This window comes from Magnetococcales bacterium (genome assembly GCA_015231925.1).
Taxonomy (GTDB): domain Bacteria; phylum Pseudomonadota; class Magnetococcia; order Magnetococcales; family JADGAQ01; genus JADGAQ01.
Genome location: JADGAQ010000035.1, coordinates 1 through 21,177, shown reverse-complemented (window position 1 = coordinate 21,177; position 21,177 = coordinate 1). Strand labels below are relative to the sequence as shown.

Here is a 21,177-nt window from a genome sequence, read left to right as displayed (position 1 = left end):
GGGCGTCGTCACGTGGCGGGTTTCTCGCGGATCAGCCGTTGCAGGGCCGTGACCACCGGCGGTGGCACCAGGGCCCCCACGTCCCCCCCCATGGAGGCCACTTCCCGGATCAGGTGGGAGGCGATGAAGGTGGTGGATTCCCCTGCCATGAGAAAAACCGTCTCCACGCCGGGAGCCAGCTTCCGGTTCATGCCCACCATCTGGAATTCGTATTCGAAATCGGAGACGGCGCGCAGACCCCGCAACACCACGGAGGCCTCCCTCCGGCTGACATAGTCCACCAGCAGACCCGGCAGACAATCTACCTCGACTCCCGGCAGATCCTGCACACTCCGTCTCACCAGCTCCAGGCGCTCCTCCAGGGAAAACAGGGTTCTCTTGCCCTGGCTGGCCGCCACGGCCACCACCAGATGTCCGAAAAGGTGCAAGCCACGGGTGATGATGTCGAGATGTCCCAGGGTGATGGGATCGAAGGTTCCCGGATAGACAGCGGTGCGAATGATGGACATGCCCTTCCTCAAGCGTCAGGCGAAGCCGTGCCGGAATCCTCCCGGCCAACCGCGCGTCCCGATCCACGATGTTTCAGGAAGACCAGTTCGGTTCCCCCGTAGCACCGGCTGTTCAACAGCTCCCAGCCTTCCAGGCCGGTCAACAGACCGGCCCCCCGTTCCTGTTCCGCCACCAGCAGGGCGCCCTCCGCGAGACAGTCGCCGGTCCGCAGGGAGGAGAGGATGCGGGGTACCCACCCCTGGCCATAAGGGGGATCCAGAAACACCAGATTGAATGCCCTATTCCATCCCATTTGCAAGGTCATTTTCCTGACAGTACTCTCCCAGACCCTTTTCTCCTCCAATCCCGCCTGAAGGACCGCCACCCGATCCGCCAGTTTCAACTGACCGGCGCTGCTTTGCAGTTGGCGCGTCACCTCCCGGCTGTTGTCCACGAAACAGGCCTGCCGCCCCCCCCGACTGAGGGCTTCGAACCCCAGGATACCGCTTCCGGCAAAAAGATCCAACACCGAAGCCCCGTCACAGGCCTCTCCCAGTATGGAAAAAAGGGCCTCCCGCACCCGATCCGTCGTCGGACGGGTTTGGAGAGTGTGCGGCACCGGTATCCGCATGCCCCGGAGGCTTCCTCCCGTAATGCGCACCATGTTTCGCTCCTTCGACCACATCGGGCAAGAATTCGATTCGCATTCCTCGCAAAACAACGCATAATGGCGCCATTGTCAATCCAGGCCGCGCCGTCGGCAGAATAACTTCCCGATCATGATCCTGACAGGTCGTCTTCACTGGATGGTCGTCGTACTGACCGGTATCGGGCTTCCCTTGACCGGTGTTGCCGACACGCCACCCCCCGGGCTCCCTCCTCCCCCGGATGAATGGCTCTGGTTTCTCGGCGCCTTGCCCCTGTTCGGCTTCATCGGCTGGCGTCTGGGCAAAGGAAACCCGACGCCGGACTCGACGGACCGGCCCCCCCTGTGCGACGGGGGCAGCCTGCGAGCCCTGCTCGAACAGTCCCGGGCCCTGGCCGCCTTGATGAACTCCCGGGGCCAAGTCCTCTGGACCAACCAGACTCTGACTTCCCTTATGGCCGTTTCCTCGGCACCCCCCCTCGTCGGACGCACTCCCTCCCTGGTTCGGGAGGAGGGTCGGATGGAGTATCCCTATGCCGGTCCGTGGCAGGAACTCCACGCCGGGCACCCCTGGTGCGGCAGCGTCCACGAACCCTGCGGGGAGAAGGGATTCCTGGATCTCCAACCCGTGCTGATCCTGCCACTGGGATCCTGCGGGGATCGGGAGGAGGCCTTTCTGCTTCTGGCCCTGCCTGCCGGTGAGATCCCCCCGGAACCCGCCGGTTCGACCGGAACACCCCTGCTGGCCAACTGGCTGTTCGATTGCTGTGCCGATCCCGTTCTGCTGGAAGACCCCAAAGGCCGTCCCATTTATCAAAACCGCGCCATGACCCGGTTTCTGAATCTCTCCCGGCCGGATCACCCCCCCTGCCTGTTCAATCCGGCCAGCCCTTACGGTTCCCGAACCATCCAACTCGCGGAACCGGAACACCGGGAATTCCGGGTACATCGTCAGCCCTGGCCGCCGATGCCCTGGACCACCCTGGTCCTGATGCGGGCCACAACCGCCCCTCCCGATCCGGACAATCCGATGGAACGGGCCGGATTGATCCTCTGTTCCTCACCGGACCCCATCGTCACGGTGGATCATCCGGGCCGCATCGTCGATTGGAATCCGGCGGCGGAGCGTCTTTTCGGCATCACCCGTCGGGACGCCCTCGGCAAGGCGGCCGTCGATCTGCTCTTTCCGCCGGAAGACGGCGCCATTTTCCAGCAACTGCTGCGCAATCTGTCCGGTTCCATCCATCCCGCCTCGGTGCCCTCCCGCATGGAAGTGGCCCTGAACGATCCGAGAGGGCGCGTTTTCCCCGGCGAACTGGCCATCGTGGCCACCGGCAACGGCCCGCAACGGCGGCTCTCCCTTTTCCTGCGCGATTTGAGCGAGCAGAAGTCCATGGAAGGCCGTATTCTCGAACTGAACCAGGAGCTGGAAAAGCGCGTCCGGGAGCGCACCCTGCACCTTCAGGAAGCCGTCTCCCGCCTCGAAGGAGAGAACCGGGAACGTCATCGCGCCGAAATCCGCGAGCGGGAATCCCGTTTGGGTCAACACGTCATCAGCCGGTTGCTGGCCACGGCCCTGGAACCCCTCTCCCTCCAGGAACAGCTCGACCAGGCCCTGGACCGCATCCTTTCCATTCCCTGGCTCTCCCACGAACGCAAAGGGTGCATTTTCCTGGCCAATCCGGAAAACGGCTGGCTCGTCATGCACAGCCAGAGCGGCCTGTCCCAGGCCATTCGCACCTCCTGCCAACAACTTGCACCCGGTTCCTGTCTCTGTGGACAGGCCGCCTCCCGCAAAGTTCTGGTGGCTGCCGGTCCCGCCGATCCGGGTCACACCATCGTCTATCCGGGCATGCTGCCCCACGGCCACTACTGCGTCCCCATTCTGTCGGGAACCACTCTTCTGGGGGTGCTGAATCTCTACCTGTCGGCCGATTACGTCGCCGACCCCAGCCATCCCCCCTTTCTGGAAACCTTGTCCAACACCCTGGCCGGCGTCATCGAACTGCGGCAAATGGAAAAGTGGCGCAGACGGCATCAGGAGGTCGAAGCCGCCAATGCCGCCAAATCGACCTTCCTGAACCACATGAGCCATGAGATACGCACCCCGGTGGAGATCATCCAGAATGTCTCCGACCTGCTGCTGAAAACCCCCTTGAGCAGTCAGCAGCGGGAGTTCGTGGAACAGGCCCAGAAGACCGGAGAGTCGCTGCTGGCCACCATCAACGATATTCTCGACCTCTCCCGCATGGAAGCCGGAAAGCTGATTCTGGACATTCAGTCCTTTCCCCTGAAAGAGCTTCTGGACAGCGCGACGGCCCTTTTCTCCCTGCAGGCGCGGGAAAAGAACATCACCCTGCACTGTGAGTGGGATCCCGGACTGCCCCAATACATGGAAGGCGATCCGAACCGGTTGCGTCAGATTCTCTTCTACCTGGTCAACCATGCCCTGCACATGACCCCTCCGGGAGGGGTGGTGCAATTGCGCCTGCAGTCCTCCCCCCAGGAGCGACTTCAGGTTTCCGTTTCGGATCAGGCCCCCGCCCTGCCGCTGCATGTTCGGGAAGGCCTATTCCAACCCTTCCAGACCTTCGGCCCCACCTTCTCCACCCCTCCTCCGGGAACCGGCCTCTGGCTGCCCATCGTCGACCGTCTGGTGCGTCTCATGAACGGCCTCACCTGGATGGAGGCCCTGCCCGAAAAGGGACACTGCATCCACTGCAGCCTGCCCCTGCACCATCCCGACTGCCCCGGACAGGGTCCGTCCCCCCCCCCGGAACCCCCTCTCGTTCCGGAAGAGCTCGCCGGTTACTCCCTGCTCCTGGTGGACGACTCCGAGGAGCATCGCATTCTTCTGGCCGCCTTCATGAAAAAATCGGCGTATCACCTGGATTGGGCCCGAGACGGCCTGGAAGGGGTGGAAAAATTCAAGGCCGGCAATTATGACCTGGTCCTGATGGATATCCATATGCCCCATCTGGATGGTTTGGCGGCCACCCGCGCCATCCGTCAATGGGAAACGGACTTTGGGCGACCCCCGGTGCCCATTATCGTCCTCACCGCCGACCAGTCGGACGAGACCGTCGTTCAGGCCGCCTCGAACGGCGGTTCCTACTTCTTGACCAAGCCGATCACCAAGAAAAAGGTCTTTCGACTGCTGGCCGAGGCCCTTGAGAACAAGAAGCCCAAACCCCAGAAACGTTAACCATGGCCATCTCCTCGAAACTCTCTCTGCATCGACTGATTTATCTGCTCTTCTTCCTGGCAATTGCCCTGCTGGCTGTCGATCTGCTGAACTTTTTCCTGAAGCTGGTTCCTTTCCACAGCTTACGGGACTGGATCGACATCACTCGGGAGGCCAACCTCCCCACCGTCCTCTCCAGCGGCCTGGCCATGGCCGCGGCACTGGCGGCCTATCTGAATCGCCTGCAAACCCGGGATCAGCCCGGACTCTCCCGTGTCTGGCTGTCCATGGCCCTCTTGTTACTCTTCATCGGCCTGGATGACGCCAGTCAGATTCACGAACGTCTGGGAACCTGGTTCGGTCATCTGGCCGGGAGGTATGCCGGAGACCCCTGGTGGAACCGCCTCCACCATTTCAAAAGCTACTACTGGCTGGTGACCGTGGGCCCGGTTTTCGCCCTGGCGGGGATTCTGACGGGGGGGCTGCTGCTGCGGGATTTCGGACCAAGCCTGCCGTTGCTGCTCTTCCTGGCCGGCATGGGCTGTTATGCGGAAGCCATGGCCCTCGACTACCTGGACGGTCGCTGGGATTACGCCGAAGCCATGGCCCTGACCGGCCTCTCCCACGGACATCTGGAACACCTGGTCCGAGCCGTCGAGGAGTTCATCGAAATGCTGGGACCGATATCGCTTCTGGGGGCCTTTCTGGAACAGGCCCGCCGACGCTCCCTGCGCCAGGGGGACGACGAACTCCTCTTCACCCTGAAGCTGACGGCGTGAGGCCGTCCAACTCCCGTCGCAGTTTGTCCACCTCTTCCCGCAGTTCCCGGTGGAGGCGGGCGGCCTTGCGATTGGCCGAACGGGGCACGCTCCGGTCCGGCAGCGGTCGATACTGCGTTTCCCAACGTTGCAGGCGGGCCAATCCCGTTTCCAGGATGGTGATCGCGGCCTCGTGTCGCCCCTGCTGCCGGTGCCAGGCGGCCAAAGCCCGATCGGCGTGTCCCGAAAGGGGATCCACGCGGATGGCGCGTTCCCAAAGCCGTCGCGCCTCCTCCCCGCGCCCCTGGCGCTGCCAAACCTCGGCCAACATGTTCAAGGCCTCGACGTGGTTGGGGTCCAGGAGCGAGACCCGAACCAGAAGCTCCTCCTGCTCCGCGTAGGATTGCCCGTTGCGCAGGTTTTGCTTCACCTCGCGGAAAAGCTGCTTTTCCGCGCCGCGTCCGGGCAGTTTGGACTCGATGGTCAGTCGGTGCAGCGCCCCCGCGCTCCACAACAGCACCTCCCGGTAACGCATCAGCAGGAGCGACAACCCCGCATAAACCGCCAGACAGGCCAGCAGCCAGCGGAAGCGTCTAGAAACTCGCCAGGACACTTTCGCCCCCCAGAACCCGATCACCGCTTTGCACCGTCACCTGCAAACCCGGACTCTCCTCGATCAGCAGATCCGTCTGCGAGCCCCAGGTGATCATGCCGAATCGCTCTCCCGAAGCCACCTGCCTCCCCTCCTCCACCCAGGTGAGGATGCGTCCCACGTAATAATCGGCGATGCGGATCACGAAGAGCTGCCGATCGCGCTCATCGCGGATCTCCAAAGTCTCCCGGGCACTTTTGAGGACGAACTCCTCCTCGTCGGAGATGTCGAATGGAGGATGTCCCAGCCATTTGCGTAGAGCAATCAATCCCGGAATCATCTCGGCATACAAAAGATGCTTCTCGGCCTGTTTCATGCTGAGGTGCGGTCCGTTATGCACCGTGATACGGCGCACCTCCCCCGCCAGAGGGATCCGGTTGATGTGGACCCCGTGGGTCTTCATGAAAATGCCGATCAACCACCCCCGAAAATCGGGGGTGGTCAGGGGCCGTTTCAGATAATCCGTGAGCGCAACCCGAACCCCCTTTTTGACCACTTCGGCGATGGCGCCCGCTTCGACCCGCCGCACATACAACACCGTGCCATCCGCCGGAGCCACGATGACGGGGCCCGCCGGCGTGGCGCGTTCCGGATCCTTGACCAACCCGCCGTGGAGAAAATCGGTGACGTGGGCCGTCCACAACAGCAGTCCCGCACCGGCCAGGAGTATCCCTCCCAACCCGGTCAGACGGCGCAGAACGGTCACCACGGCGGAGGCCTCAAAGGGCCCGCAGGGCGGTGGTCAGATCGTCGCACAGATCCTCCACCCGCTCCAGACCGATGGAGAGCCGCACCACCTCGCGTCCCAGACCGATGGCCGCCTTCTCCTCGTCCGTCATGGAGGCGTGGCTGCCGGTATAGGGCTGCGCCACCATGGAGGTGACGCAGGCCATGCCCGTACCGGTTCCAAACAGGCGCAACGTATCCCTGAAACGCAGGTACCCCTCCCGATGGGCCTCGCTGAAGGCAAAGAAGATCAGGCCGCCATAACCGGTCAACTGGTTGCCGTCCACTTCGGGATAGTAGACCCGGGCGATTTCGGGACGTCTCTCCAGAAAACGGCGTACGGCCAGCGCCGACTCCTGCTGACGCAGCAGGCGAACCTCCAGGGTTTGCAGACTGCGCCGGGTCAACCAGGCGCTCTCGGGAGAGAGGACCGCGCCCCCGTAGAATCGCGTCTGGCGAAACTCCCGGTCCAGATCCTCCCGATCGGTCAGAACCACTCCCGACATGCAGTCGCTGTGTCCGGAAAAGTATTTGGTGCCGCTGTGCAGGGAAATATCGACGCCGTGTTGCAGCGGCTTCTGGAACAGGGGGGTGGCCCAGGTGTTGTCCACGGCGATCAAGGCTTCGGGAGCGGTGCGTCGCACCCGCTCCACCAGGGCGGAGAGCCTCACGGTGCGCAAAAACGGATTGGTGGGCGTTTCCAGGAAGATCAACCGGGTGGTCGGGGGAATGCGCTCCCACTCGTCCGCCTGGCTCAAATCCAGGAGATGCAGCGCGAACCCCCGCCGTTCGGCCATGCGCTGGAAAAGCCGGAAGGTGCAGCCGTAGACCAGCCGGTTGAGGACCACGGCTTGGCCGGGTCGCACCAGCTCGAAAAGGCTCTGGATGGTCGCCATGCCACTGGCCATGGCCACGGCGAAACGGGCCTGTTCCAGCAGGGCCACCGTGCCTTCCAGCTCTGCCACGTTGGGGTTGTCGTTGCGGCTGTAGAAATAGGGCGAGTCGGCGGCAAAGGCGCTGGACTGATAGATCGGCGTCACCGCCGCATGGGCGGCGGAGTCGTCGATGCGGCAATGCAGGGCCAGGGTACGGCTATCGGGGCCTGGGGGGTTCATTCCTCCTCCTCGGGTTCGTCGGCGGCAGCGGTTCCCTCCCGCAAGGAACGACGCAGGGTGGCCAGGCGTTCTGCGGAAAGAGCGCGCCCTTCGAAATGGGGCAGCGCCGTAGCATCGCTCTCCGAGCGGGCCACCTCGATGGGGATGGTGGGAAAATGGGCCCGGTCGTAGACCTCGTGCCAGTGCAGGACCACCCCTTCCGGAAGCCGCAGTTCGACACCCGTGTCCTCCGGGGCATCCTTGCCCAGTACGAAGCGGTAGTGTTCGCCAGCGCCGAGAGCGACTTCGCTCCAGGAGGCGTCCGCCCCTCCCACCAGGCGATAGTAGACCGCCGTATCGACCGGGGTGGTGTTGTGCAATTGCACGTGGAAGGAGGCGATTTCCCCCCGCCAGTGGCAGACCTGGGATTGCAGGGCCACCTTGGGAAGTCGCTCAAGTCGGGGACGGGCCTGCAAAGCGGGCAGCATGCGGATGCCGGAGGGGGCTTGGCAGTGTCGGCAACGCCCCTCCCCGTCAAGTCCCACCACCCGGGTATTGAGACCGAAGCGGCGCACCTGCAGGCTGCCGCAGACCCGGCAGGTGGTACTGGTGGCTTCGACATCCAGGACATTGCCCAGATAGACGTGGGCCAACCCCATGCTTTGAGCCAGACGGCGCGCCCTCTGCAGGTTTTCGACGGGGGTGCGGCAGGTTTGAGTCAGACGATATTCCGGATGAAAACGGGCAAAGTGGGTCGGCACCTGAACATCCAGATGGTTCAGAATCCATTCGATGACCTGCCGGGCCGAGGCTTCGTCGTCGGAGATATCGGTCACCATGAGGTTGCTCACCTCCAGGTGCTTGCCCGCCCGATGCACCTGCCGAACCGCTTCCAGCACCGGCTCCACCCGCCCGCCGGTCAACTGCCGGTAATAGCCGGGGTTGATCGATTTGATGGAGAGGGTGAAGATGTCGATGACCGGCAACAACTCCTCCACCGCTTCGGGGGTGATGTAGAAGGCCGACTTGAAGAGGTTGATCAGACCCGCCTCCCGTGCCAGGCGGGCGGTGTCCAGAACGAATTCGTGCCAGACCACAGGATCGTTGTAGGTCCAGGAGAGTACCCGGATGCCGTGGCGCACCGCCGTCTCCACCACCTGTTCGGGGGAAAAGGCGTAAATATCGCCATCCTCGACGTATCGGGATTGGGAGGTCTTCCAGTTCTGGCAATAGGAGCAGTTGAGATTGCAGCCGATATTGCCCAGGGAGAGGGTGCGCGCCCCCGGCGCATAGTGAAACACCGCCTCGGTCTCGATCACCTCTTCGGTCAGATGCACCCCCTTGCCGTAAGAAAAGGTGACCAGACGCCCTCCGACATTGCCCCGCACCCCGCAAACCCCCACGCCGCCCTCCCGGATGCGACACCGCCTTGGGGAGAGGTTGCATTGCACCTCGCCACCTTCCAGAAGGGTTTCCAGGCGGGCGGGCTGGTAAGTCTCCCTCCAAAGGGGTGGGTTCTCCATATCAAACTCCTTGCATGAATGACGACATCCAGGAAGATGGCCCCGATTCGCTGGTCTTCGGAACCACCCAGTCCTCCTTCTCCGGGGGAGGCAGGGCGTTTCGATCGATTTTGCCGTTGGGATTCAGGGGAAAGGCGTCGAGGCAAACCACAGCGGTGGGCGCCATGTAGGCGGGCAATTGCCGGGTCACCGCCTGCACCAGTTGCAGACCTCCGGGGAACCCCGTCCTGGCCGGAACCACATAGGCCACCAGGACATCCCCTCCCCCCGGACGTTTCCGCAGAATCACCACCGCCCCCTGAACCCCTGGTTCCCGGGCCAGCAGGGTCTCGATCTCCTCCAACTCCACCCGGAAACCGCGAATTTTGACCTGAAGGTCGGCCCGCCCCAGAAATTCGATGCGACCATCCGGCAGATAACGCCCCAGATCGCCGCTGCGAAAGAGCCGCTCTCCCGGTTCGCCGAAGGGATCGGGGATGAACTTCCGCCGGGTCAGCTCCGGGCGCTTCAAATAGCCCTTGGCTACACAGGGACCGCCCAGATGGATCTCACCCACCACACCCACCGGAACGGGCTGCAGAAACTCGTCCAGCAGGTAGACCCGCACGTTTTCCAGAGGCCGCCCGATGCAAGGCCCCAAAGGCAATTCGGGCTCCTCCACGTCGGTTAAATGGGCGGTTGCAGTCACCGTGCCTTCGGCGGGACCGTATCCGTTGAAAAAAGCACGCCCCGGAGCCCAGCGGCGCACGTTGGCATTGGTGCAACGCTCGCCCACGGCGATCAGGGTCGACACCCCCTCCAGCCCCTCCGCCGCAAGCACGGTCAACAGCGAGGGGGGCAGCATGGCCAGGGTGATGCGGCGCTCTTTCAGGGTGCGCGGAATCTCCAGCAGGGTGAACAGGGTGTGGCCTCCGGCCAACACCAGGGTGGCCCCCGCCATCAGCGCCATGAAGATCTCCCACACCGCCACATCGAATCCCGGCGAGGCAAACTGCAACACCCGGCTCTCCGGCCTCATGCCAAACCATCGATTGGATTGATGAATCAGATTACACAACCCCCGGTGGGCCAGCAAAATGCCCTTGGGCTGCCCGGTGGAACCGGAGGTGAAGATCACATAGGCGGTACGTTGCGCTGTAAAACACACATCGGGAGGAGCCTCCTCCGCTTCAAGCGTCACCTCTTCAACACACAGCGCCCGATGCGGCTCCAGAGGCAGTTGCCCCACCAGGGAACGCCGGGTCAAAACCAGAGGGGTCTCGATTTCGGAAAACATGAAGGCCAGCCGTTCCTGCGGATAAGCCGGATCCAGGGGCACATAGGCCCCTCCCGCCTTCAGGATGGCCAACAGCCCGATCACCATCTCCGGACTACGCTCCACACAGAGCCCGACCAAAAGGTCCGGGCCAACCCCTCGCGCCCGCAACAGCCCGGCCAGTCCGTTGGCCCGTCGCTCCAGTTGCCGGTAGGAGAGGGTGCGACCATCCGCGCCTTCCACGGCGATGGCGTCGGGAGAACGCCGGGCTGTCTCGCTCACCAAGTGGTGAATGCCCACCCCGTCCGGGAAATATCCCTCCGATCCGCTCCAGGCCAGCAGCCGCTCCCTCTGCAGAGGGGAAAGCCACGACAAACGGGTCACCGCAAGCCCTTTGCCCTCCTGCACCGCCTGCCGCCAGGAACGCACCAGGGTGGCGAAATGGTCCGCCATCCGGGTCAAGGCCTCGGGCGGCATCCGATCACTCCGGGCCAGCAACCGGACCTCCCCGGCCCAGTGCAGCATCCATCCGGACGCTTCGGTCTCCGCCGGCCCTGCCGGCTCCCCCGCCAGAAGGAGAGCCGCTCCCTCCCGAATGGGGTCTTGCCCGCTCGACGCCAGGGCCTGGGTTACCCGGTCGAGATAAAGAAGCGGGTCCGGGTGGTTCTGAAAGTCGATTGCCACCTCTTTCCAGCCTGCCTCGTCCTCGAAAGCCACCCGTAGCGCAAAACAGGTCGTCCCGATCCAGCGCCCCAGAAACAGCCCCCAAAGCGCAACCCGCTCCCCGGCGGATGTGACAGGAACCTCGATGGCGACGCACCGGCTCATCCAGGAGGAATCGATCGGAAAATCAGAAACTTGCAAATTCTCACCTTCGCCGGATCGCCGAAAGTTAAAGGAAACCGTTCCCGATTCCCCGTTCAAACTTGTCTCTTTTCATACGCTTTTTTAATTTTATCTCATAGGAAAGCGCTTCGCCAGGGTGATTTCGCTTCCTGTTTTCGATATGCTGCAACCAATTGAAACCCGTCGGAGGATCCTTCATGAAACAGGACGAAGTGATGCAGCGTCTGTTGACCTTTTTCCGGGAGGAGTGGCAGGCCGGGGACGTTTCGGCGGAGACCGAACTGTTGCGGGAGCTGATCACCGACTCCCTGCGCCTGGTCACTCTGGCCCTGTTCATGGAACAAAGCTTCGGGGTGCGCTTCGCCCCGACGGACATGAATCCGGACCTGTTCCACTCCCCGGCCAGTTTGGCCCGGTTCATCGTGGAAAAGTCTCCCTGATCCATGTCCGAACGCCTCTCTTTCCTCGGTGCGGGCCGCCTCGACGAGGCCACGCGCGCCAAACACGACGCCACGCATCGCCCCGAGGTGGTGCTGGCGGTGTTGGCCATGCTGCTGCTTTACGGCTGGCTCTTCACGCCACTGGCTGCCGTGTTGGGGTTGCCTTCCCCACGGGGCGTGGCGGCCATGCTGGGCATCACACCCTTGCTGCACTTCGACCACGGCATGCTGGACTCCCGCCTGCGGGTGCCCTATACCGAACTGCTGCCGGCGGATCAGGAGAGGTTGCTGTTGCTGCTGCTGGTGGCGGGGGCCTTTCTCAGCGCCTACTTTTCGCCCCTGCCTCGCAAGCGGGCCGCCCTGCTGGGCTGGTTTCTGCTGGGATTGCTGGTGCTGTACGGCTGGCAGGCCCTGTGCGGTCTGCTCTTCTGCCATCTGCTGGTCTATCTGCTGTTCCACCCCCCGGCCAACGCCAATCGCATGGGCCAATCGGGCCTGATGGCCGGACTGCTGCTGCTGGGAAGCCTCTGGTCCCCCGGAAGCGATGCCGTTCATCCACTCTACTTCCTGTTGCCCCCCGCGTTCGCCCTCTTCTGCCGATTTCCGCTCCGCACCCTGTTGGACTGCGCCCCTCTGGCAGCGGGGCTGCGCAAAGCCGCCATCTGGAGTACCACCCTCGTGGTTCTGGTCGGCGCCATCCGGCAGGGAGCCCTCGGGGAGACCTGGACGCTGCCTCTCTATCTGCTGCTCTTCTGCTGGTATTGGGAGCGGCTGATGATGTACGACATCGATTACCGGGGAGGTCTGGTGCCCAGGGAACTCTCCCTCGTCGGCTATCTCTCCCTCTTTCTCTCCCCGGCCAGCCTGCTCAACTGCTCCTGGGGCGTCGATATCGGCCAAGGCTACAGCTATACGGAAAACAATTTCTACGCCACCGACAAAAACCGCATCGTCCTGGAAGGGGTGCGCCTTTGGGGTGCGGCGCTGATCTATCTGGTTTTCGGCAATCTGCTGCTCGAAACAGCCGTCGGCTTTTGCGAAAGTCTGGGGGTGCCCGTCTTCAAAGGCAACCTCTACCGCCTCTCCAGCCATTTCACGGGGGGAGGCCGGGTGGATACGGCATCGGTGATCCTGACCTGTTTTCTGGAACAGATGCGCTATCTTCTGGTCTGGGCGGGGGTGCTGCACGTCAAGGTGGGCATCTGGAGGGTCTGCGGCTATCGCTTCGCTCCCTACTACGATCATCCCTGGCTGGCCACCAACCTGGTGGTGCTCTATACCCGTTTCACCTTCTATTACCGGGAATTCCTGGTACGGGTCTTCTACTATCCGGTCTTCTTCCGCCTGACCGGCTGTCCGGTCAGCCTGCGCATCTTCCTGGCCACCTTCGCCGCCGTGGCCCTGGCCAACATGCTGGTGGGACACCTGCCGGAACAGATGTTCTTCAACGGCATGCGCTTTGAAAACATCGGCAACGTCCTGATCCGCTGGCCCTATTTCTTCCTGCTGGCAGCGGGCATCACCGTGGCGGAACTCTGGCTGATGCGCCATCCGAGTCGCCGAAAACCGTGGACTCCCGACCGGCGCTTCGTCCTGGATCTGCTGGCCATGTACGCCACTTGGCACTTCTATGCCGTGATCCATGTCTTTGCCCACATGGATCGCAACGCCACCCTGAGTCACAACGTCAAACTGTTTCTGATTGCCTGGGGCTGGTCGCCACCCTGAAGAGGAGACGACCCGGCGTCCCCGAGGGACGCCGGGCAGTGGAATATCAGAACTTCTCTTTCCAGCCGCCGATGGTCACGTTGCTGCCACCGCTGCCCAGGGAGGGCATGTCGCCGGAATTATAGGTAATGGTGGAATTATTGCCGAAGCTGACCGAACCGCCGCTGACAATGGCGCCGGTCACGTCGGCATTCTCCTCGACATTCACCTGGGTAGCCGAACCCGAGGAGACCACTACGCCCTTGAAGGCGCTGTTCTGTTTCAGGTTCAGGCTGCCGGTACTCGGGTTGGACCCCCCTTTGCCACCGCTGCCCCCCTTGTCACCGTCATCCTTGCCACCGCTGCCGCCATCCTTGTCGCCGTCATCCTTGCCACCGCTGTCACCACCCTTGTCGCCCGATCCACCACCCTGGAACAGGTCGCCGCCATCATCCTTGCCACCGCTGCCGCCATCCTTGTCACCGCCGCTATCCTTGCTGCCGCTGCCGCCATCCTTGTCGCCGCCGTCGTCCTTGCCGCCGCCATCGTCCTTCCCGCCACTGCCGCCATCCTTGTCGCCGCCACCGTCTTTGCCGCCGTCATCCTTGCCGCCACCGGCCGCCCAGGCAGGAGAAACCAACAGGTCAAAGGCACTCCCCACCACATAACCGACCGTGGAAGTCAGGCTGGCCGTGAAGGAGCCGGTCGCTCCCGATTCCGCCAAGACGACGCCCGACCCGAAAAGCACGCTCAACCCCAGTAAACCCGCGATCAACTTGCCCTTGAACATGTTCATCTCCTTCCAATCGTTACCCTGCAGGCGCGAGGGCAGTGCGTTTCCCGTTGTGCATCAGGAGCCGTACAGGTAGACCACCAGGTTCTTGGTCGAGCCACCCACGTTGACATTGGCGTTCTGTTCGATATCGCCGCTGCGGATGTGCAGAGTCACCGACCCGCTCGGGTTGATCACCAGGGAGGCGTTCTGGCTCAAGGTCAACGCATCGATGTAGTAGGTGCCCGGCGTCAGGGTCACGGTGCCGTTGTTGCCGACGGTCAAGCTGGAATAGCTGCCGGGAGCCACGGTCTGGCTCTTGTTGTTGTCGATACTCACGGAGGTCGTGCCCGTTCCGGGGAAGTTGCCCAGGGAGGGGATGTCCACCGACGCGGAAGTCAACTGCCCGCTGGAGTTGAGTACATTGCAGTCGGCCGAGCCGCCACCGGCGTCCTTGCCACCACCATCCTTGCTTCCGCTGCCGCCGTCTTTGTCCCCGCTATCCTTGCCACCACCATCCTTGTCCTCACCGCCCTTGCCGCCACTGCCGCCGCCGGCAGCCAGGGCATTGCCCACCACCAATCCGGGAATCTCCTGCAAACGCGCCCAGAAGGTCGAGCGAGCTTCTCCCGGCAGCAGAGAGGCGGAGCTGCACCCGGAGCTGGTTACCGCATGACCGTTGACTTTGACCCCGTTGCCCACTTCCAGAGCAGCATTGCCGACCACCGGGTTGCTCAAGGGAACCGACCCGCCGGTACAGGTCACCGAGAGCGAGGTGGTACGGCGGTTGTTGCCGGTCACCTGGGCGGTATAGGAATTGGGCGTTCCCGTAGCGGTGAACTTCACCGTCACCGACTTGCCCGTGGCAATGGTGCGGGTCACCGTGACATCATTGCCCTGAACCACCGCGCCGGAGAGCTGATTCGGCAGGCAGTTCACGGCCTTGAGTTCGGAAACCACCACCTGGGCTCCCGATTCGGCCACATTGAAGGAGTCCCCACCCTGCACGGTATCGGCGGCGATTTTTCCCGTGGAGGTGAAGAATTTGGAGACCACGACTCCGACGACGCCCAATACCGCCAGCACCACGAGCGCCATCATCATCAACGAGCCCTGTTCCCGCCTCATACGCATTTTCATTGTCAGTTCCTCACGTAGGCCGCCGTCCGTAATGGGATACCAATGACCACACTCCCGCCCAATTTGGAAGAGGTCTTTTCCACCCTGAAATCGATCTGCACCACGCAGTTGGACTGCAAGGCGAAGAGCAGACTCCCGGCTTTGATGTCCTGAGCCAGGATGTCGTTGTTCATGTAAATGACACTTCCCGTCTGTTTGAACAAAACGATCGTTCCGGCCGGATCGTTATTGTCGAACTGAACGGAGCCTGCTCCGGAGGGCTGACTGAGGGTGGAACAGATACCCCCTTGCAGCTCCCGGGACATTCTCTCCATGGCGACCTGTCCCTGGGTGGCAAGGGGGATCAGGTCCCGGCTGAAGAGGTAGTTGCTGAAACCGGAGGAGATCATTTTCACCCCGACCACGCCGACGATGGACATGATCACCAAGGTGATGATCATTTCGATCAGGGTAAAACCGCGTCCCCTCTGCTCCCTGCCCACTCCGCCTTCGCACCCTGTCATGGCCGACCTCCCTATTTGGCGAAGTAGGCCTGTTGATTGCTCAAGGTCTGCCCGTCGCTGGCCTTGATCACTTGCACGAAAACACATTTATAGGTTTCCGTGGTTGGCGCCGCCCCGGTACAAACCACCGAACCGCCCACCACTGAAGCGCCCTCGATGGTCACCTGGCGGTTGAAGGTGACGGTTGCGCCAATATCGATGCCGTTCTGTGAGGGATATTTGGCTGAGGTGATGTTGTCGAAACCGGTCGAACCGAGTTCCCCCACCTCTGCCCGCATCTGTTCCAGCACCTGATCCGCCAAAAAGCGCCCCTGTACCGACTCGCGCAAAAAGGAGGAGCGCAACACCGATGAATAGAGGGGCACCAGCCCGGCAAAGGCCACGGAAACCACCACCAGGAAAATGATCAACTCAATCAACGAGAAGCCACCACGCTCCCGGTACATGATCTCATTTCCCCTCCGGAAACATCTCATGAGGCAACCACGGCCCCGGTGGTACGAATAACCTGAACGGTGCGAGTCAGGCCATTTCCCGCCAGGGCGATTATGACGGTATTGGCTCCCGGATACCCTTTTCCATTAAAGGTGACGCTGAAATTACTGATCGTCGCCTTGGCCAGGGTTACGGCGCTTACCTGAACCCCGCTGCCGTTGACGATTTCGTAGGAGGTTGTGGAAACCATGCGGATGGTATGATTGCCTCCTCCGTTCATGGCCAACGATTGGGCCAGGCGGATATCCTGCACCAGCTGCACCACCTGGGCATCCAGTTGAAAGAGGTCCCCGGGGTTGCGCTGCATGACCGATACGCTGATGATCCCCAGCAGCACCATCACGATGATCAGCTCGATCAGCGTGACACCATCCTGGGGAGTCCTGGACCGCCATCTTCTTTGTACACCCATTTGCAGCCCCATCGCTATATAACCGTCGTTGCATTGATGTGGCCAAGGGCCGTCTCGTGCAGCCCGCTACAAGAAGCATACCAGAAACGGAACTCCACGTCGTATAAAGAAGTGTAACTATTTGAGCGATATTTTGGTCCGGTTCCTGCTTGATTCAAGCCAATTCCCGGCAAACTTGACCCACGGCCGCCTTGATGCACATCAATTCAAGAGGATCCCTGGTCATGCGCGGCATTCAGTGATATGAAGACCTATCAATTTGCCCGTTGAAGCCGAACTGAAGATGGATCGCACAAACTACACAAGATTTTGCGTGGATCTTTTGAAAAATGTGCGAAAGATTTTGTTGACAATCGCTGTGTGAAACGACACACTGCTGTGCGCAATTACATTTAAGAATATAAAAAATCGTTATGATCCCTTAACCTTGGAGAGGGAGGCGTCCCCATGTCGCAAACCACCGCAGGTCACGCCCATCACTGGGAAACCAGTTGGGCACCGTTGGCTGCCGTACTCGGCATTTTTTTGATCCTCGTCATGGGATTTTCCCAGTATTTCGTCTACCATAACACATTGATGACGATCATTTTCGCCGGCATCGGCACCCCGATCCTGCTGGCCGGTCTGGCCCGCTGGGTCAGTGAAGGCCTGACCCAGAAGGCCATCATTCCCGGACTGGCCATCCACGCCATCCCGGTCTTCATCGTCTCGGAAGTCTTCATCTTCCTGGGCTTTTTCTCCACCTACTGGACCATGCGCCTCTCCGCCCCCTCCTGGCCGCCTGCCGGGACCCCGGAACACATCAATCTGGTCCTGCCCCTCATCATGACCGCCATTCTGGTCTCCTCCTCCTTCACCATCCATGTGGCGGAAGAGAAGCTGGAGCACAACGACATGGGCGGTTTCCGCTCCTGGCTGATGCTCACCATCGCCCTGGGCGCCGTCTTCCTGGGCTGCACCATCTACGAGTACAGCCACCTGCTGCACGCCGGCTTCGGTCCCTCGACCAACTCCTACAGCACCGCCTTCTACTCCATCACCGGATTCCACGCCTCCCACGTTCTGGTGGGCCTGGGCATCTTCATCGCGGTGCTGCTGCCCGCTTTGGGTGGCAAAACCAACAAGACCTTCCTCGGCGTGGCCAGCGTTTACTGGCACTTCGTCGACATCGTCTGGTTCTTCGTCATCTCTCAGGTCTACTACTGGTAGGACGAGGATACGAATCGCCATGTCCGCCACGGGTCACTGGCTCAAAAAGGGATGGGGAGTGCTGGTCGGAGCGTTGCTGCTCCTGACCCTCGCCTCCGACGCTCTGGCGGGAATGTACCGCCAGCGCGACTCCCTGCTCGACCCGGCCATGTTTCGCATCGACGAACCGAAGTTCATGGGCGTCCGCTTCGACGGGGAGACCCTGTTGAGAGATGGGCAGGGCCGGGTTTTCAAATTTCAGGAGATGGTGGGAAAGCCCCTGATTCTGGTCTTCTCCTACTTCACCTGCGACGGGGCCTGTTCCACCGTCAACAACTCTCTCAAGGAGCTGCTGCGTCCTATCGAGCGGTCCCGAATCGGCGAAGACTTCCAGGTGTTGACCGTCTCCTTCGACCAATACGATACGGTCGAAACCCTGGGCTCCTTCGCCAAGGCTCTCGATTTGCCCCCTGAATGGAATCAGGGCTGGCGTTTGGCTTTGCTGGAAAACAAGGACACCATCCACGACGTGACGGGTAAGGTTGGCTTCAAGTATTACTGGCAAGCCCAGGACAAAACCTTTTACCACCAGAACGTCATGATCTTCCTCTCGTCGGAAGGCAGAGTGGTCCGCTACCTCTATGCGGGATCGAACACACCGAAGGATGTGGAACTGGCTCTTCTCGATGCCCGCCAGAATCAGTTCCGCCCTTCCCAGGTGATCGATCTGATGGTTTCCCTGTGTTACAGCTACAACTTCAAGGAAGGGCGGTATACCTACAACCTGCCTGCCTTTATCGGCGGCGGTTCCTTCCTGTTTGGCATTGGTCTTTTGGTGGGCTCCCTGGTCCTTTACCGCAAGAAGCATTCTGGTTAGGAGGTTCGACATGAGGGCGCGTTTGTTCTGGTTGGCCGGAGCCCTGGTGGCAGGCATTCACTCCACGGCGCATGCTGCGGAGCCCGCCAAGGCGGTAATTCTCGATCCCGCGGAACACTGGGATAAGTTGTGGCACACCCTGCTGACCGATCTCACGATCATCGGCACCGTCTTCGCCGTCCTGGCGGTGATCTTCATCCTGAAGTTCCGCACCACGGATCCCAACGCCGTGGGCTCCGCCCCCAAGCTCACCTCGGCCCAGGCCTGGGGTTGGGCCCTGATCCCGGCCTTCCTGTTCATGGCCGACGACTTCTTCCTCTCCGCCAAGGGATGGAGCCTCTGGAACATCCAGCGGCAGGTTCCCGCCGGAGCCATGGAAGTCAAGGTTCGCGGCGCCATGTGGGCCTGGAGCTTCGAATACGAAAACGGCATCTCCACCACCTACATGGTCGACTCCAAGGATGGTGACGGACTGGTCGTTCCCGTCGGCAAACCCGTGGTGCTGCGCATGACCTCCGACGACGTGGTCCACTCCTTCTTCCTGCCCAAACATCGGGTGAAGGAAGATCTCATGCCCGGTCGTATCACCTACCTCTGGTTCATGCCCAAGGAGGTCGGTGAAACCTTCGTCACCTGCACTGAGTACTGCGGCCTGCGTCACTCCGCCATGTACGCCCCGGTGAAGGTCCTCTCCCAGGCCGATTACGACACCTGGGTGAAGAAGATGAAGAAGGCCTGATGCCCCTAGACAAGACAAACCTCCAAGACCACACAGCGAGGATAAACGATTTATGAGCGCCCAAGCGAGCGGTTTCAGTTTGAAGGAATGGATCCTCACCACGGATCACAAGCGAATCGGCATTCTCTACCTCATCGGTTCCATGGCGGCCTTCGCCGTGGCCGGTATCATGGGTCTGCTGATCCGCATCGAACAATCCAGCCTCGGTCCCACCATCGTCGGTGACGCCGTCACCGGCGGCGAGCAGTACAACGTCTGGCTCTACTTCCATGGGGCGGCCATGATCCTGGCCTTCCTCATCCCGGGATTGACCGGCTTCTTCGCCAACTACTTCCTGCCCCTGATGATCGGCGCCAAGGACGTGGCCTTTCCGAGAATCAACGCCTTCTCGGTCTGGCTCTTCTGGATCGCCATCGTCCTGGCCCTGTTGACCTTCGTGATCCCGGACAAACCGGACGTGCTGTGGACGGGCTATCCCCCTTATTCCATCATGACCTCCGGCAACACCGCCTTCTACGTCTTCACCGTGCATCTGCTCGGCTTCTCCTCCATCCTGGGCGCCGTGAACTTCCTGGTGACCGTCATCTACATGCGGGCCCCCGGCGTTGGCTGGAACCAACTCAATATCTTCACCTGGACCACCGTGGCCGCCTTCGTCATCCAGCTCATCTTCATCCCCGTGCTGGCCGCCGCCGTGACCATGCTCCTCTTCGACAAGTACCTCGGCACCCACTTCTTCGATCCGGCTGCCGGCGGCGACGTGCTGCTCTACCAGAACCTCTTCTGGTTCTACTCCCATCCGGCGGTCTACGTCATCTTCCTGCCGGCCATGGGCGTCCTCTTCGAAATCGTCTCCACCATGGCCAAAAACCGGGTCTTCAACTACAAGGCCTGCGTCTACGGCGGCATCTGGGGCATCGTTCTCATCTCCGGCGAAGTCTGGGTGCATCACCTCTACGTCTCCGGCATGCCCGACTGGCTGCGCATCGGTCAGATGGTAACCACCCTGCTGATCTCCGTACCCGTCGGTCTGATGACCATCTCCCTGTTCGGCACCCTCTACAAGGGCGCTTTGACCATCAACGTCGCCTCGACCTATGCCATCGCCTGCCTCTTCCTGCTGCTCGTCGGCGGGCTCACCGGCATCCCCCTGGCCATGACCTCGGTGACCGTGCATCTCTCGGAAACCGCCTTCGTTCATGCCCACTTCCACTACATCATGGCCCTCTTCGCCACCTTCGCCATCATCGGCGGCGTCTACTTCTGGTTCCCCAAGATGACCGGTCGTTATGCCAACGAAAAGGTCGGCAAGATCGGCTTCTGGGTCTCCTTCATCGGCGTCAACTGGACCTTCTGGCCCCTCTTCAAGATCGGTATCGCCGGCATGCCCCGTCGTTACTGGGACTACCAGATGTTCCCCGAATTCGAAGCCACCCATAAATTCGCCACCATCGGCGCCTTTCTCATCGGCGTCGGCATGGCCATCGTCCTGATCAACTGGATCAAGAGTGCCATCAGCGGCGAAAAGGCTCCGGAAAATCCCTGGAAATCCAAGTCCCTGGAGTGGACCCACTGCCCCTCCCCTCCCGGACCCGGCAACTTCCCCAAGGATGTGGTCGTGGACAGCAACTGGACGCCTTACAGCTACAATAAAGAGTGACGCAAAAGACTAGGGTATGTTGACATTTGCCAGATTTTGGTTCCTGGCAAGGCGCAAGACGGTGAGGAAGC

The 21,177-nt window shown here is 61.5% G+C and carries 20 protein-coding genes; 8 read left to right on the top strand and 12 right to left on the bottom strand.

What is annotated here, in order from left to right; genetic code table 11:
* Positions 1-8: 8 nt before the first annotated feature.
* On the bottom strand, positions 9-503 hold the full coding sequence (coaD, locus tag HQL56_06190; protein ID MBF0309097.1) for a pantetheine-phosphate adenylyltransferase: 495 nt from the start codon (positions 501-503) through the stop codon (positions 9-11).
* A gap of 14 nt (positions 504-517) precedes the next feature.
* On the bottom strand, positions 518-1,153 hold the full coding sequence (gene rsmD, locus HQL56_06185; GenBank protein ID MBF0309096.1) for a 16S rRNA (guanine(966)-N(2))-methyltransferase RsmD: 636 nt from the start codon (positions 1,151-1,153) through the stop codon (positions 518-520).
* Positions 1,154-1,268: 115 nt separating this feature from the next.
* Between rsmD and HQL56_06180 the strand changes: the two genes are divergently transcribed.
* Both HQL56_06180 and HQL56_06175 read left to right on the top strand, forming a co-directional pair.
* The gene (locus HQL56_06180) at positions 1,269-4,340 is read left to right on the top strand and encodes a response regulator (GenBank protein MBF0309095.1); all 3,072 of its coding nucleotides are present in this window, start codon (positions 1,269-1,271) and stop codon (positions 4,338-4,340) included.
* A gap of 2 nt (positions 4,341-4,342) precedes the next feature.
* Entirely contained in the window at positions 4,343-5,098 is a 756-nt protein-coding gene (locus HQL56_06175) for a hypothetical protein (GenBank protein ID MBF0309094.1), read from the top strand.
* Here the strand turns inward: HQL56_06175 and HQL56_06170 are convergent.
* From HQL56_06170 to HQL56_06150, 5 genes are read right to left on the bottom strand one after another with little or no spacing between them, the layout of a single operon-like run.
* Positions 5,076-5,690, bottom strand: coding sequence for a tetratricopeptide repeat protein (locus tag HQL56_06170; protein ID MBF0309093.1), 615 nt, complete (start codon positions 5,688-5,690; stop codon positions 5,076-5,078). The two genes, HQL56_06175 and HQL56_06170, sit on opposite strands and share 23 nt — an antisense overlap.
* Positions 5,671-6,438 (bottom strand): phosphatidylserine decarboxylase, encoded by a 768-nt coding sequence (locus tag HQL56_06165; protein ID MBF0309092.1) that lies wholly within the window; start codon positions 6,436-6,438, stop codon positions 5,671-5,673. Before HQL56_06165 ends, HQL56_06170 begins: the two co-directional genes overlap by 20 nt.
* A gap of 10 nt (positions 6,439-6,448) precedes the next feature.
* Complete coding sequence (locus tag HQL56_06160) at positions 6,449-7,570, bottom strand: PLP-dependent transferase (protein MBF0309091.1); 1,122 nt, start codon at positions 7,568-7,570, stop codon at positions 6,449-6,451.
* Positions 7,567-9,072 carry an AmmeMemoRadiSam system radical SAM enzyme gene (gene amrS / locus HQL56_06155; GenBank protein ID MBF0309090.1) on the bottom strand — a complete coding sequence of 502 codons (1,506 nt, stop codon included), beginning with the start codon at positions 9,070-9,072 and terminating at the stop codon, positions 7,567-7,569. The genes HQL56_06160 and amrS overlap by 4 nt, the downstream gene beginning before the upstream one ends.
* A gap of 1 nt (position 9,073) precedes the next feature.
* Complete coding sequence (locus tag HQL56_06150; protein ID MBF0309089.1) at positions 9,074-11,155, bottom strand: amino acid adenylation domain-containing protein; 2,082 nt, start codon at positions 11,153-11,155, stop codon at positions 9,074-9,076.
* Between the two features lie 215 nt (positions 11,156-11,370).
* On the opposite strand from HQL56_06150, the gene HQL56_06145 reads away from it, so the two are divergent.
* Together HQL56_06145 and HQL56_06140 are read left to right on the top strand one after the other, a co-directional pair.
* The gene (locus HQL56_06145) at positions 11,371-11,613 is read left to right on the top strand and encodes an acyl carrier protein (protein MBF0309088.1); all 243 of its coding nucleotides are present in this window, start codon (positions 11,371-11,373) and stop codon (positions 11,611-11,613) included.
* A gap of 3 nt (positions 11,614-11,616) precedes the next feature.
* The gene (locus HQL56_06140; protein MBF0309087.1) at positions 11,617-13,341 is read left to right on the top strand and encodes a hypothetical protein; all 1,725 of its coding nucleotides are present in this window, start codon (positions 11,617-11,619) and stop codon (positions 13,339-13,341) included.
* Positions 13,342-13,387: 46 nt separating this feature from the next.
* Here HQL56_06140 and HQL56_06135 read toward each other — a convergent pair whose 3' ends face one another.
* The 5 genes from HQL56_06135 to HQL56_06115 are packed head-to-tail and all read right to left on the bottom strand — an operon-like array spanning position 13,388 to position 16,642.
* On the bottom strand, positions 13,388-14,110 hold the full coding sequence (locus tag HQL56_06135) for a hypothetical protein (protein MBF0309086.1): 723 nt from the start codon (positions 14,108-14,110) through the stop codon (positions 13,388-13,390).
* 60 nt (positions 14,111-14,170) lie between these two features.
* Positions 14,171-15,232, bottom strand: a complete 1,062-nt coding sequence (locus tag HQL56_06130) for a hypothetical protein (GenBank protein MBF0309085.1) — start codon at positions 15,230-15,232, stop codon at positions 14,171-14,173.
* Between the two features lie 2 nt (positions 15,233-15,234).
* Positions 15,235-15,735, bottom strand: coding sequence for a prepilin-type N-terminal cleavage/methylation domain-containing protein (locus HQL56_06125; protein MBF0309084.1), 501 nt, complete (start codon positions 15,733-15,735; stop codon positions 15,235-15,237).
* An 11-nt stretch (positions 15,736-15,746) separates the two neighbouring features.
* A complete protein-coding gene (locus HQL56_06120) occupies positions 15,747-16,181 on the bottom strand; it encodes a prepilin-type N-terminal cleavage/methylation domain-containing protein (protein MBF0309083.1) in 435 nt (144 codons plus the stop codon).
* Between the two features lie 26 nt (positions 16,182-16,207).
* Positions 16,208-16,642, bottom strand: a complete 435-nt coding sequence (locus HQL56_06115; GenBank protein ID MBF0309082.1) for a type II secretion system protein — start codon at positions 16,640-16,642, stop codon at positions 16,208-16,210.
* Between the two features lie 447 nt (positions 16,643-17,089).
* Between HQL56_06115 and HQL56_06110 the strand changes: the two genes are divergently transcribed.
* The 4 genes from HQL56_06110 to HQL56_06095 are packed head-to-tail and all read left to right on the top strand — an operon-like array spanning position 17,090 to position 21,106.
* Entirely contained in the window at positions 17,090-17,851 is a 762-nt protein-coding gene (locus HQL56_06110) for a heme-copper oxidase subunit III (GenBank protein ID MBF0309081.1), read from the top strand.
* A gap of 19 nt (positions 17,852-17,870) precedes the next feature.
* On the top strand, positions 17,871-18,707 hold the full coding sequence (locus HQL56_06105; protein MBF0309080.1) for an SCO family protein: 837 nt from the start codon (positions 17,871-17,873) through the stop codon (positions 18,705-18,707).
* 10 nt (positions 18,708-18,717) lie between these two features.
* Entirely contained in the window at positions 18,718-19,446 is a 729-nt protein-coding gene (locus HQL56_06100) for a hypothetical protein (protein MBF0309079.1), read from the top strand.
* A gap of 52 nt (positions 19,447-19,498) precedes the next feature.
* The gene (locus HQL56_06095) at positions 19,499-21,106 is read left to right on the top strand and encodes a cbb3-type cytochrome c oxidase subunit I (protein MBF0309078.1); all 1,608 of its coding nucleotides are present in this window, start codon (positions 19,499-19,501) and stop codon (positions 21,104-21,106) included.
* Positions 21,107-21,177 lie beyond the last annotated feature (71 nt).

Excerpts from the sequence above, each read along its gene's own strand:
- HQL56_06100 (MBF0309079.1), top strand. The coding sequence starts at position 18,718 with ATGAGGGCGCGTTTGTTCTGGTTGGCCGGAGCCCTGGTGGCAGGCATT.
- HQL56_06110 (MBF0309081.1), top strand. The coding sequence starts at position 17,090 with ATGTCGCAAACCACCGCAGGTCACGCCCATCACTGGGAAACCAGTTGG.
- amrS (MBF0309090.1), bottom strand. The coding sequence starts at position 9,072 with ATGGAGAACCCACCCCTTTGGAGGGAGACTTACCAGCCCGCCCGCCTG.
- HQL56_06160 (MBF0309091.1), bottom strand. The coding sequence starts at position 7,570 with ATGAACCCCCCAGGCCCCGATAGCCGTACCCTGGCCCTGCATTGCCGC.
- HQL56_06140 (MBF0309087.1), top strand. The coding sequence starts at position 11,617 with ATGTCCGAACGCCTCTCTTTCCTCGGTGCGGGCCGCCTCGACGAGGCC.
- HQL56_06135 (MBF0309086.1), bottom strand. The coding sequence starts at position 14,110 with ATGTTCAAGGGCAAGTTGATCGCGGGTTTACTGGGGTTGAGCGTGCTT.
- HQL56_06180 (MBF0309095.1), top strand. The coding sequence starts at position 1,269 with ATGATCCTGACAGGTCGTCTTCACTGGATGGTCGTCGTACTGACCGGT.
- HQL56_06150 (MBF0309089.1), bottom strand. The coding sequence starts at position 11,155 with ATGAGCCGGTGCGTCGCCATCGAGGTTCCTGTCACATCCGCCGGGGAG.
- rsmD (MBF0309096.1), bottom strand. The coding sequence starts at position 1,153 with ATGGTGCGCATTACGGGAGGAAGCCTCCGGGGCATGCGGATACCGGTG.
- HQL56_06120 (MBF0309083.1), bottom strand. The coding sequence starts at position 16,181 with ATGTACCGGGAGCGTGGTGGCTTCTCGTTGATTGAGTTGATCATTTTC.
- HQL56_06115 (MBF0309082.1), bottom strand. The coding sequence starts at position 16,642 with ATGGGTGTACAAAGAAGATGGCGGTCCAGGACTCCCCAGGATGGTGTC.
- HQL56_06095 (MBF0309078.1), top strand. The coding sequence starts at position 19,499 with ATGAGCGCCCAAGCGAGCGGTTTCAGTTTGAAGGAATGGATCCTCACC.
- HQL56_06175 (MBF0309094.1), top strand. The coding sequence starts at position 4,343 with ATGGCCATCTCCTCGAAACTCTCTCTGCATCGACTGATTTATCTGCTC.
- HQL56_06105 (MBF0309080.1), top strand. The coding sequence starts at position 17,871 with ATGTCCGCCACGGGTCACTGGCTCAAAAAGGGATGGGGAGTGCTGGTC.
- HQL56_06130 (MBF0309085.1), bottom strand. The coding sequence starts at position 15,232 with ATGAAAATGCGTATGAGGCGGGAACAGGGCTCGTTGATGATGATGGCG.
- HQL56_06145 (MBF0309088.1), top strand. The coding sequence starts at position 11,371 with ATGAAACAGGACGAAGTGATGCAGCGTCTGTTGACCTTTTTCCGGGAG.
- HQL56_06125 (MBF0309084.1), bottom strand. The coding sequence starts at position 15,735 with ATGACAGGGTGCGAAGGCGGAGTGGGCAGGGAGCAGAGGGGACGCGGT.